Source organism: Corallococcus sp. M7 (assembly GCF_054512695.1).
The window spans coordinates 3548377-3560674 of sequence record NZ_CM137252.1; the positions used below are offsets into that span (position 1 = coordinate 3548377).

The following is a 12298-nucleotide window of genomic DNA, read 5'->3' on the forward strand; positions in this document are numbered from 1 at the left end:
TAATGACCGGTCGCTCGCGGACCTGATGGCGGGCGTGGCGGTGGTCTTCCTGCTGCTCGCGGTCATCTTCATCCTGGACGCGCGCCAGCAGCGCGAGGAGGCCATCCGCGAGAAGGAGGTGGCCATTGGCAAGGTGGATTCACAGAAGGATGGCGTGCAGGCGTCACTGGTGGTGCTGAGAGCGGAGTTGGTGACCCTGGACTCCGATCTGGACGGTGGTTTCATCGAGATGAGCGGGCTGGATGGCGGGGTGAATGCGCTGGAGATCGAATTCAAGAACCTCCAGTTCGGCCTGGGAGAGTGCCGCACGCCTCCGGAGTACGTAGAGCAGTTCCGCCAGGGCGCGGTGCCGCTCATCGAACGCGTCTGCGCGGCTGTGGACGCGATGCGCGACGCGGGCGCCGAGCCGTCAATCATCTTGGAAGGACACACGGACGACCGTCCCTTCCTGGGCACGAGCGGCGAGTGTGGCGTCCGCAATGGCGTGGCGCGGTTCAGTTTCGAGAACAACGTCCGGGCAAGTGCCTCCCGTGCGCAGGAGGTGTTCTTTACGGTTCGAGATCAGCTTCCGGCCGCCAGCTACGCGCGTACATGCCTGGATGCGAATTTCGTGGTGTCGGGACGAGGGCAGACCGCGCCCAGGACTGGAACGGAGGGGGGGGACCCCGCCAACCGGCGGCTCGTGCTTCGTGTTCGTGGCGACCTGCGTCTGTAATTGGGGGACACAATGGGGCTGGATGACTGGCTTGACGAAGTAGGGGAGCGGCAGAAAGTCGTCCTCGCCGCGTTCGGGACCTTCCAGCAGCAGGTGGAGGATGGGCTGCACCGGCTCGTCCTGCGAGCAGAGTCCGTCCAGCAGCGAGCGGACGAACTTGAGCCGGAGCGGCTTGCCCGTTTGCGGCAGGTGCTGGATGTCGAGGCCGTGCTGGCGAAGGTGAAGGCCCAGGATTTTGATGGGCTAAGCCGTAGGGAGCGGCGCGCGGTGCCGGGTTTGTGGCGGGAGCTGGGCCTGGAGCACATGTCCTGGTTCCTCACGCGCAGCCCCGACAGCGTGCCGCGACTGGTACGGCAGAAACTCCGTGACTGGAGCGCGTCCGAGGACGCCGCCACTCAGCGGAAATGGGCCCAGTTGGTAGGGCGGCGCGTCGAGGACAAACGCGTGTTGAGATGGGCGTTGCCGATGTCCGTCGAGGCGGCATTGGGAGCCGAGGGCCCCAGCACGTTGGCGCGGCATTGGGGGGACCACGCCCTCGCGGAAGTGGTGGGGATGCTTCGCAACTCTGGCATCAAGGAGACCAGTCCCTACGCTGGCCACGTCATCGCGGAGTACCTGGAGGGACGCCTCCAGACGCGTCAGGACCTGTCCCAGGCGATGGCCTTCCTGGTGGACGACCCACTGGGACTCTCCTGGATGCCGCACAGGAACGTGGACGGCGTCGCTGTGTCGGCGCCAATGGAAGCCCGTATCGCGGTCATCTCCAAGGTCCTGGAGTGCCGGCTGGCCGGACGAATGGCGCCGGCCGTCCTCGCCCGGCTGGAGGAGCGGTTGATTGCCAGGGACGGGGTTTTCGATGATCCCCGGCACGTGACGCTGACCCAGGCATGGCAGTCGGTCCGTGCCCGCGCCCCACATGCCTTCGACGCGTTCCTGTCCGCGCTCATCCAGCAGGATCTGGAGTTCTTCTTCGAACGCGCGATGAACGAGCAAGACCGGCGACGGTTCTGGTTGAACTATCTGGGTTCCATTCGGAGGACGACCTGCTGGCTGGCGTCCGAGACATATGACGCCCTGAGGGCTCGGCTCGCGAACCTACCCGTGGAGCAGCAGGCCGCGTTTCGTCGGGCCCGGCGACTCCCGAAGGGAAAGATAAGTGCGTTCGTGTTGTCGTTCGAGCAGTACGTATCCGTGGAATTCTCCGACAAGGGCAACGCCACGTATGTCTATGAGCATCGGCGGATGGCGCAAATGCTCAACGGTCAGCCGGTGGAACACCATGCTGACCTCAAGGACACGCAAGAGCGGTATTGTGAGAAGCGATTGACCCATCTTCCTGGATGGGAGCTCCGCTTCGAACAGGAACTCTTGGAGCTGAGAATCGCTCAGGACCGCCCTGTGGTGCGCAGAGCGCGATGACACCCGCCGCGCGCGCCCGGCCCAGGGGCCCGTTCGGATGGTGGGGAAAGCGCCAAGCTTCAGTAGCCCCCATGCCCAATCCCTCTGCCGCACACTTCATGGCATCCGGCGCTCTGTCTTGAAAACGGCTGGCAATAATCCCGCAGCTCCGCCCCAGGCTCAGGCCTGGGTCGGGCGCAATTCGCAGTGACTCCAGGCGCAGGGTTGACAGCCACCCTCCGCTGAACGAGCACGGGGGCATGATTGAGCTCCCCGAGCGCGCCGCGATGCCGGACTACCAGCGGTACATCCACGACCTGGAGTCGCTGCACGGCTGGCTCCAGCAGGACCTGGTCCTCAACTGCTTCCGGATGGGCGAGGAGGTGGGCGAGCTCTTCAAGGCCGTGCGCCAGTACGAGAAGCGGCCCTCCGATGCGACGGCTCGCGAGCACGTGGGGGAGGAGCTGGTGGACGTGCTCAACTACCTCCTGGCCATCGCCAACCGCGCGGGCGTGGACCTGGAGCAGGCCTTCCGGGAGAAGAACGCGCGCAACCAGCAGCGCACCTGGTGACGAAGCCCGCTCACGTCCGGCTCCGCACGAAGTCCACGAAGGCCTTGAGCACGGGCGGCAGGTGTCTGCGGCTCGGGTAGTAGAGAAAGAAGCCGGAGTAGGGCGGGCACCACGCCTCCAGCACGCGCACCAGCCGTCCCTGGTCGACGAGGGACTGCACCTGCGACTCGAAGAGATACGCCAGCCCCAGGCCCGCGAGCGCCGCCTCCAGGATCTCCACCTGGTCGCTCAGGGCCAGCGAGCCGCGGGTCTCCACCTCCAACTCCTTGCCGTTGCGCTCGAACTCCCAGGCGTAGCGTGAGCCGTTGGTGAACCGCATCTGGATGCAGTCATGCGCGGCCAGGTCCCGGGGTGTCTTCGGGGGCGGGTGCTTCGCGAAGTACGCGGGCGTGGCGACGATGGCCGTCCTCAGCGGAGGGCCCAGCGGAATCGCCACCATGTCCGCGGCCACGCGTTCGTGGAAGCGCACGCCGGCGTCGAAGCCCTCCTTGACGATGTCCACGAACGCGCCGCTGTCGACGACCTCCACCTCGATGCCCGGGTGCGCCGCCATGAAGGGGCCCAGCACCGGCATCAGGCTCAGGCGGATGGCCACCCGGGCCGCGCTGAGGCGCAGCCTTCCGACGGGTGCGTCCCGGAACGAGTTCAGGTCATCGAGCGCGTCGTCGATGTCCCGGAACGCTGGCCGCAGCCGCTCGGCGAGCCGTTCCCCCGCGGCGGTGAGCCCCACGCTCCGGGTGGTGCGGTGCACCAGCCGCAAGCCCAGCTTCTCCTCCAGGCCCCGCAGGCTGTGACTCAGCGCGGACGGCGTCACGCCCAGGGCCGCCGCCGCACGGCGGAAGTTCAGGTGCCGGGCGATCTCCAGGAACACCGTCAGCTCACGGACGTCGGCCTGCATGGAGGCTCCCTTTCACTGTTGAGTCAGGTTCAACGGTCTTGTGCCTGCCGTGCGCATTTTCTCATGGATGGCTTGGGCCTATTCATTGCCGTGTCACCCACTGACGCGGAGCAAGCACATGAAGACCTGGCTCATCACTGGCGCATCCCGTGGTTTTGGAGTCCTCATCTCCCAGGCGGCGCTCGACGCGGGAGACCGTGTCATCGCCACCGCGCGCAACCCGAAGAGCATCCCCCTGGCGGCCCACCCGAGGCTGGTGGTCGCGCAATTGGACGTCACCGACGAGGCCCAGGCCCGGGCCGTCGTGGCGGAGGCGGGCCGCATCGACGTGCTCGTGAACAACGCGGGCTTCGGCCTGTTGGGCGGTGTGGAGGAGGCGAGCGCCGACGAAATCGAGAAGCTCTACCGCACCAACGTCTTCGGCCTGCTCGCCGTCACCCGCGCGGTGCTGCCCGTCATGCGCCAGCAGCGCTCCGGGCACATCATCAACCTGTCCTCCATTGGAGGGTACCGCTCCGCGGCGGGGTGGGGCGTGTACTGCTCCACGAAGTTCGCGGTGGAGGGCCTGAGCGAGGCGCTCCAGGACGAACTGGCCCCGCTGGGCATCCATGTCACGGTGGTGGAGCCGGGCTACTTCCGCACCGACTTCCTGGACGCGGCGTCCCTCACCCGGTCGGAGCGCATCATCCCTGACTACGCGGAGACGTCCGGCGCCATGCGCAAGCGCGCCGTCGAGCTCAACCACCAGCAGCCGGGTGATCCGGCGAAGCTCGCGATGGCCATGGTCACCCTGGCGAAGATGGAACAGCCTCCACTCCGCCTGGCCCTGGGCAGCGACACGGTGAAGGCCCTGGAGGAGAAGAACGCCTTCGTCGCCCGGGAGCTGGCCGCCCACCGCGCCCTCTCCCTGTCCACGGACTTCACCTGAGGTCCGTATTGAACCCCTTCGTTTGACGGCGTCTCGCGCGGCAGCCCCTGGCCTGGTTTTCCCAGGCCTCACATTGCGGCTAGCCTGAGGACCGAGGGGCACCCGTTGATGGGTGCCCGATGGGGGAAGAGGATGGGCCGCGATTCCTACGCGTCGATGCGGAAGAGGGAGGCCAAGGAGCAAGAGCGACGGACTCAACTGCGCCTTGCGCGTGAATCCGCGGAGGAGAGCAAGGCTCGGATCGAGGAGTTGAAGTCGACGCATAAGGCATGCAGCGCTCCGATTGACTGGCGAGCACTCGCGGTCAGTCTGCCTCCTGCGCCGGTGACCCCGACCCACTGGGCGGAACGTTCAGCCGACCGCCGAACGCGTCTCCTCAGCCTTTTTGACGTCCCCTCGGCACAATTGCCGAACAGGGTGTCCGCCTTGGCGGAGGACTCAGCCCGGTTCAACTCCGCGCAACAAGCCTTCCAGGAGGAAGCACTGGAGCAGGCTGATTCCGTTGTCCTGGCGCAAGGTATCCTGCAGGGAAACTCAAAAAGTTACCGGCGCGTCCTGTTGGAGATTTCCAATAACGCCAGGGCATCTCCTGGAGGAATGGCGGTGGACTTCGATATCCACTCGCCCCATCTGGTGGAGGCACGGGTTACGGTCCAAGGCTCGGCCATTCTGCCTGCCGAGGTTCAAACATTGACCTCGACCGGCAAGCTGTCGACGAAGGCCATGCCCCGTGTCCAATTCGTCGAGCTCTACCAGGACTACGTGTGCTCATGGGTCTTGCGAGTGGCGCGTGAAGTTCATGCGCTCCTGCCGGTGAAGGCAGTCCTCATGACGGCGTACTCGTCTGACGGGCTTCCGGTGCTCTCTCCCGTCCTCTCCACGATCATCCATCGAAAGCAAATAGAGAGTCTGCCGTTCGATACCCTCGATCCATCGGACGCGTTGGATGGACTGCAAACCCGAACGAATTTCAAGGCCTCCCGTCGTACCGGCGCATTCCAACCCATCATCGCTTTCTCTCCGTCAGACGTTCTCTTCACCGAACCCGCCAGTTCGCTTCAGTCGATGATCGAAACCGCGAATCGGTTCCTTGAGGAACTCGAGTAGACACCTTCGGGGGGCTCATCATGGCAAGCCTGTTTGCAGTGATATTCGTCGCGTGCGGTTTCGGTTTCATCCCGGTCGCCATCTGGGCGTTCGTGCTGCGCGGACGGTGGCAGAAAGCCCAGCAGTCACTATCGGAAGCCGAGCAGGAACTCTCGAAAGTCCGCGCCGACTCCGTTGCCGAACGGGAGCGTCTCAAGCAGGAGGTCAGCAAAAGGCTCGATGACGTGGACGCGGAGTTGTCGCGCGAGCGGGAAAGCTCGAAAGCTGAAGCAGAGCGGGTGCGCGCCCACTTCGAAGAGGAGTTCAGAAAGGCGATGGGGACCTTCGAACCCCTGTTGCGGTTCCAAGGGCTCGCGAACGCGGAGCAAGAAGTCAAACGGTCTCTCGACGAGGCGCTCAGGCTGGCAGGTGCGCTCAAACAGCAGGCCGAGACCTTTTCCGCGGCATCCAAAGCCCGGAGCGAAGTCGAGCTTCGTGAGGCAAGCAACAAGCTCAAGGAGCTACGATCCGAAGCGGACTCCATCCTCAGCAAGGCAACCCAGGATGCGCGAAGGATCCTGGACGAGGCCCACAAGAGCGCTGAGCGGATCGCGGGAAATGCATACATCGCCCTGCGAGAGAAGGATGCGTTGGAACAGGCTGTTCGCGCGATCCGCAACGTGATCGACGGCTACGGAGACAAGTACGTCGTTCCGACGCGAAGCCTTCTGGATGAACTGGCCGCGGACTTTGGTCACCTGGAGGCCGGGGTCAAGTTGAAGTCGGTCCGGGAGCAGTCCCGGCGAATGGTGGAGGAAGGCCACGCCGCGGAGTGCGACTATGCGGAAGCCAAGCGGAAGGAGGCCGCGGTCCGATTCGTCATCGACGCGTTCAATGGCCGTGTGGATGGAATCCTTTCAAGGACCCGGAGCGACAACTACGGGACGCTCGAGCAGGAGATCCGGGACGCCTTCGCCTTGGTCAACCTGAACGGAGAGGCATTCCGCAATGCACGGATCCTGGATGCGTATCTGGCGGCACGGCTGGAAGAGCTGAAATGGGCAGTCACTGCTCAGGAGCTCCGCCTTCGGGAGCGGGAGGAGCAGCGCCGGATCCAGGAACAGATTCGTGAAGAAGAGAAGGCGCGCCGCGAAGCGGAGCGCGTCATGAAGGATGCGCAGAGGGAGGAAGAGGTCCTGTCCAAGGCCCTGGAGAAGGCCCGTGCCGAGGCCGAGTCCGCGTCGGCTGAAGAGCGTGCTCGCTTCCAGCAAAAGGTCGACGAGTTGAACCAACGCCTGGCGGAGGCAGAAGCCAAGAACCTCAGGGCGAAGTCGATGGCCGAGCAGACCCGTTCCGGTAACGTGTATGTCATCTCGAACGTGGGGTCCTTCGGGGATGGGATCTTGAAGATCGGGATGACCCGCCGCCTCGACCCGATGGATCGCATCTACGAGTTGGGGGATGCGTCCGTTCCATTCGAGTTCGACGTGCATGCGATGATCACGACCGACGACGCACCCGGCCTGGAGCGGGAGCTTCACAAGCAGTTCGAGGATCGAAGGGTCAATCGCGTCAACCTCAGGAAGGAGTTCTTCCGGGTCTCCATCCTTGAACTACGGGACCTGGTGGCGGCCAAGGGACTCCAGGCCGCGTTCACGATGGCGGCGGAGGCGCGTGAGTACCGGGAATCCATGGCGATAGCTCAGCGTGGCGCGGAGGGGGCTGCTGGCGCCACTACCGCTGAGTTGAGTTGAGGGAAGGCAAGGCCGTAGCGGGGACGAGAAGGAGCCCGAAAAACACCGAGGCCGGAATACCTATACCCGGTGTGTCGAACGCCTGGGGGGCGCGAGCGCGGGCGCGTGGAGCATCTTCGATGGCGAGGGCCATCACTTCCACCGCCTGCGCTACTGGACCCAGGTCCATGCGGCCACGGTGTCACTGCTGGATCCGTGCTGAGCCCGGATCGCGCCTCCTGTGTCATGGAGTCATGCGCCCGGTGTATTGTTCGTGCATATGCACTGGCACTTGCACCTGAAGCGCGCGGCCCTGCTGGCTGTGCTCTTCGCGGCGTTCGGGCTCACCGGAGTCGACGCGCACGCACAACAATGTGGCCCCGAAGCACCTCCCCCCGCCGTCCCTCTCAATGACCAGATGAGCGGGACGCGGATCTTGCGCCGCCTCGTCCTCGGTCTCACGGGGACGACGCCCACCGTCGAGCAGTACGAGGCGATGGCGGCAGCGACCACGCCCGAGGCGCGGGAATCCATCCTGCGCTCCACGCTCGAGGCCGCGCTCGGCTCGCCGAAGTTCTACGAGCGGATGGTGAACTTCGGCCACGAGTGGCTCGCGGTGGGCGCATACACCACCGGCGCGGCGGGTGACGCCTACCAGGGCGACATGTCCGGCCACCTCTTCAAGTGCGGCGCCAACACCGCGCACGCGGGCGCGTACTACGCCGTGCACGAGTTCGGCGATTCGAAGGACCCGGCCAAGCAGTGCCAGGATCAGGACGCCGACGGCAACCCCGCCGTGCCCGAGGTGCACCAGGTGGAGCCCTGGTGGGCGCCGGGCACCACCGTCACCGTGCTCGGCAAGGCCGGCTCCGACGTCACCCAGGTCACCGACAGCAAGGGCCAGCCGGTCGACTGCGGCCTCGCGAACGGCGGCTACTACGACCCCATGCTGCCCCCCGCGTGCGGCTGCGGCCCGAACCTGGTGTGGTGCAGCCCGCTCTACGGCCTCCAGGGCAACAGCAACCACGACTTCGGCGTGCAGCGCCGGCACCCCTACGAGGAGCCCGCGCGCCTCTTCGCGCACCTCGCGTGGCACGACCGGCCGCTCTCGGACCTCGTCCTCGGGAACTACTCGGTCGGCACCAACTGGCTGCGCGCGCTGTACGTGCGCTTCGGCCGGCAGATGGGCAGCAGCGCGCTGGACAAGAACACCACGTGGTGGCGTCCCGACGCGGACAACGCGCCGCGCGACCCGCTGCACCCCACGCCGGATGATCCGCAGGCGTGGCGCGAGTTCGTGGTCGAGGACCTGGAGCCCTTCCACCTCGCGCTCACCCCGGACCGGGCGCGCTCCGGAAGCATCGACCGCACCTACCGCTTCGACCCGCGCACCACGACCGACGCGCCCCAGGGCCTCCCCACCGCGGGCGTGCTCACCATGATCGGCTCGCTGTCGTCCTTCCCGCGCGAGCGCGTCCGGGCCGCGCGCTTCCTCGAGATGTTTGCCTGCCAGAGCTTCTCGCCACCGCCCGCGGACGTGCACTTCCCGCCCCTGGAGGTGGACCCCGGCACCGGCGGCACGTGCCTGCACTGCCACCGGACGCTCGACCCCGCGGCCATCTCCTTCAAACGCTGGGACTTCAACCCGGCCCAGAGCTTCTACGTCCCGTGGCCCTTCATGCCGGGCGTGGGCCGCTACCGCATCACCAAGGAGTGGCTGTCCGGCCAGTACCCGTACACCGGCACCTCGCCGGGCTACCGCTGGAAGAACGCGTTCGTCCCCAACACCCTCCTCACGCCCGTCACCCCCGAGCAGGTGAAGGCCAACCCCGAGGCGGTGCTGCTCGACACGATGCCCGACACGTACACGCTGCTCGGCGAGCACGGCGACGGCACCATGGGCCCGCTCGGCTTCGGGAAGCTCGTCGTGCGCTCCGGCGAGTTCGACCGCTGCGTCGCGCGCAAGATGTATTCGATGTTCATCGGCCGCGACCTGAACCCGGCCACGGAGAAGGGCTTCATCGACAAGCTCGCGCGAGAGTTCGTCGCGGGCGACCGGAAGCTGAGACCCTTCATCCGATACCTCTTCGAACAGCCCGAGCTGCGGAGGGGCCTGTGATGAACACGTTGCGTTCGACCCTGATGGGCGTCGCGGTCGCGCTCCTCTCCATCAGCTGCGACGGGAAGATCTGGGACGCTCCCGGTGAGGAGGACCCGGGCGGCGACAGCTGCGCGGCCGTGAGCAAGAACGACGAGATCCGTCTCGCGCTCGCGCCCGCGTGCCAGGGCTGCCACCTCACCGGCAACAAGCCCTTCTTCGCCTCGCTCACCGCCTTCGAGAACGGGCTCGTCTACAACGAGAAGTACGTGAAGCGCGGCGACCCCGGGAACAGCATGCTCATCCAGATGCTGAACGGCGTGGCCCCCGGCAGCTATCCCCAGATGCCGCCCGGGCAGCCCTACAACGAGCTCGTCAGCAGCGGCCGCGTCACGCTGACCATCGCGCAGGTGGAGGACTGGATTCGCAACCTGCCGGCCACGCCCGCGCAACTGGAGGCCCCCGTGGCGGAGGAGTTCAGCGTCCGCCGGCTCACCGCCGAGGAGATGATCATCAGCCTGATGGATCAGCTCGGGCTCACCCTCGAGGACTTCGTCAGCACCACCGACCCCAACTGGCGCAACAGGCCGTACGTGGCGAACGGCGGCAAGTTCTTCATCTGGCCCGGGGACTGGGCCCCCGGCATCTCGGGCGAGTATGTCTCCGACTCGCGCAGCGTCGAGCGCTTCGAGGCGCTCGGCGGCGGCAATTCGCTCCTGTACCGCAAGCGGGACGTGAGCTTCGGTCCGTCCGCCGCGCAGACGCTGGTGCAGATGTCCCAGGCGTGGTGCGCGCGCGCCGTGGACAAGAAGAGCAACCCGGCGGTGCTGCGCTACGTGACGCTCGCTGACACCTCCAAGAGCAACCCCGACGCGGTGCAGAAGAACCTGCGCTCGCTCTCCCTGCGCATGCTCGGCCAGCCGCCCTCGGACGCGGAGGCCCAGGCGCTGTACGAGCAGGTCTACCTGCCGCTGGAGGCGCAGAACACGCGCCTCGCCTGGATTGGCGTCTGCGCGGCGCTCATCCGTCACCCGATGTGGATCACCTACTGAGCGAGGACACCATGCCGAACACCTCTCGTCGCACCCTGCTCAAGTGGACCTCGGCGCGGGACAGCTCGCGCTCCTCGATCGCGCGGGGCTCCTCGGTTCGAGCACCGCGCACGCCGCGGACGTCGACGTCCCCTCGCGCCTGGTGGTGCTCTACATCCCCGGCGGCTACCGGCCGGCGTACTACTTCACCCCGATGGAGGACGCGGACATCCCGCTCTGCGTCCCCACGCCCTCCACCCATAGCGGCGAGCCCGTCTTCTTCCAGGCGAGCCAGCTGGTGAACCTCGCGCCTCCGAACGGCTCCTACAAGCCGCTGCGGACGTGGCAGTCGTGGAACCCCGCCGACCCGGCCGCGCGCGGCAACTACAGCCCGCTCATGTATGGCTACACGCACTTCGCGCTGGCGGATCAGCTCAGCGTGCTGCACGGCATCGACCAGGGGACCAACGACCACTCGAGCGCGTTCATCTCCTCGATGTGCGGTGTCGCCGGCGCGGACTACCGGGCGCCCGCCGTGCACTCGGTCATCGCGAATCACCTGTACGAGAAGTACCGCGAGAGCCGGCCGCTGCCCTTCGTGGTCGTCACCGGAGAGCGCGGCACGCCGGTGGGCATGGGGCTGCCCTCCCACGCCTCGCCCCTGCGCGTGCCGTCCATCGAGGCGCTCAAGCCGATGCTCTCGGCGAAGCCCTCGGACAACCCGTGGTGGACGGGGCTCGACGCGCGCACCGAGGCGCCCGAGCTGGACGCGCGCGGGAAGCCCACCGGGGGCACCCTGAAGACGACGGCCATCGAGCGCTTCTCGCTGACGCGCGCCCAGCAGCTCCTGGGCAACTCGACGGCGAAGGTGGACAACTACCTGGAGGGGCTGCACGGCTCGCTGTCGTCGGTGTCGCGCGTGCTCGCGACGGACGTCGTGTCCGTGCTGGAGAAAACCAAGGGCATCGAGATGATGACCTCGAACCGCCCTGCGTACCTGTCGAGCTACCTGTCCAACCAGTCGTTCACGTACACCTTCGGCCTCGCGAACTTCCACCTCACGGGGCTCGACGCGCGCATGGACCTGGCGCTGCGCCTGCTCAAGGCGGACCTCTGCACCTCGGTGCACGTCTCGTTGCAGCAGGACTTCGACACGCACAGCGGCCTGGGCCATGGCTACAGCTGCGCGCACGGCCGCGGGATGATGGACAACGTCGCGCGCTTCCTCGGCGAGCTCAAGGCCGCGCCCGCGCCCGGCAAGCCCGGCAAGACGCTGCTCGACGACACGCTCGTGCTGGTGATGAGCGAGTTCGGCCGGAGCTGGGCCTCGCGGAGCAGCGACGGCAGCTACTACCTGCCGGACGATCACCACCCCTACACGTCCATCTGCTTCGCGGGCGGGAACGTGGCGGGGAACCGGCAGGTGGGCTCGTACACCCCGCGCGGGCTCGGTGTCCCGGTGGACATCATCGAGGAGAACGGCCAGGCCTCGAAGCGCGTGCCCCGCTCCGCGGACGCGGTGACGACCGCGCTGCGCATCCTGGGCATGGAGACGCACGAGTTCTTCATCCCCGGCGGCTACGGCGAGGTCGTGGGGCTGCGGAAGGCATAGTCCCGACCGGGCGGGTGGAGGGCCCAGGGGGCAGGGAAGGCACCCTGGGCGTTATGTTTCCGGTCAATCCTTTTGCCCTGGGGGGCCCCTCCCGGAGCCGTTCCCCGGCGTTCAGAAGGAGGACGGCACCCCGCGGCAGGCTGGGCCAGATCCAGGCTGTCGACATCCAGGGTGATTGGACCGCCCTCGGCCTCCCACAAGTCGGACTTCGACGGTCTGTCCTCTCC

At 66.7% G+C, this 12298-nt stretch carries 10 protein-coding genes; 9 read left to right on the top strand and 1 reads right to left on the bottom strand.

The features are described 5' to 3' along the window. Positions 1–25: 25 nt before the first annotated feature. The 3 genes from ACX114_RS14415 (at position 26) to ACX114_RS14425 (ending at position 2685) form a co-directional block, all read left to right on the top strand. Entirely contained in the window at positions 26–715 is a 690-nt protein-coding gene (locus ACX114_RS14415; protein WP_459298526.1) for a hypothetical protein, read from the top strand. Between the two features lie 12 nt (positions 716–727). Further along, positions 728–2134 carry an EH signature domain-containing protein gene (locus ACX114_RS14420; RefSeq protein ID WP_459298528.1) on the top strand — a complete coding sequence of 469 codons (1407 nt, stop codon included), beginning with the start codon at positions 728–730 and terminating at the stop codon, positions 2132–2134. A 239-nt stretch (positions 2135–2373) separates the two neighbouring features. Next, positions 2374–2685 carry a MazG nucleotide pyrophosphohydrolase domain-containing protein gene (locus ACX114_RS14425; RefSeq protein ID WP_459298530.1) on the top strand — a complete coding sequence of 104 codons (312 nt, stop codon included), beginning with the start codon at positions 2374–2376 and terminating at the stop codon, positions 2683–2685. Between the two features lie 10 nt (positions 2686–2695). Here ACX114_RS14425 and ACX114_RS14430 read toward each other — a convergent pair whose 3' ends face one another. After that, entirely contained in the window at positions 2696–3583 is an 888-nt protein-coding gene (locus ACX114_RS14430) for a LysR family transcriptional regulator (RefSeq protein WP_459298532.1), read from the bottom strand. A gap of 118 nt (positions 3584–3701) precedes the next feature. Here ACX114_RS14430 and ACX114_RS14435 point away from each other — a divergent pair, with 118 nt between their 5' ends. The 6 genes from ACX114_RS14435 to ACX114_RS14460 all read left to right on the top strand — a co-directional run bounded on the left by ACX114_RS14435 (position 3702) and on the right by ACX114_RS14460 (position 12071). Continuing rightward, positions 3702–4511 (top strand): oxidoreductase, encoded by an 810-nt coding sequence (locus ACX114_RS14435; protein WP_459298534.1) that lies wholly within the window; start codon positions 3702–3704, stop codon positions 4509–4511. A 132-nt stretch (positions 4512–4643) separates the two neighbouring features. Beyond that, positions 4644–5618 (top strand): hypothetical protein, encoded by a 975-nt coding sequence (locus ACX114_RS14440; protein WP_459298536.1) that lies wholly within the window; start codon positions 4644–4646, stop codon positions 5616–5618. Positions 5619–5638: 20 nt separating this feature from the next. Continuing rightward, positions 5639–7351, top strand: coding sequence for a DUF4041 domain-containing protein (locus ACX114_RS14445; protein WP_459298538.1), 1713 nt, complete (start codon positions 5639–5641; stop codon positions 7349–7351). A gap of 415 nt (positions 7352–7766) precedes the next feature. Next, positions 7767–9449 carry a hypothetical protein gene (locus tag ACX114_RS14450; protein ID WP_459298540.1) on the top strand — a complete coding sequence of 561 codons (1683 nt, stop codon included), beginning with the start codon at positions 7767–7769 and terminating at the stop codon, positions 9447–9449. After that, positions 9449–10480, top strand: a complete 1032-nt coding sequence (locus ACX114_RS14455; RefSeq protein ID WP_459298542.1) for a hypothetical protein — start codon at positions 9449–9451, stop codon at positions 10478–10480. The genes ACX114_RS14450 and ACX114_RS14455 overlap by 1 nt, the downstream gene beginning before the upstream one ends. Positions 10481–10523: 43 nt before the next feature. Further along, entirely contained in the window at positions 10524–12071 is a 1548-nt protein-coding gene (locus ACX114_RS14460) for a DUF1501 domain-containing protein (RefSeq protein ID WP_459298544.1), read from the top strand. The last annotated feature ends 227 nt before the right edge of the window (positions 12072–12298 follow it).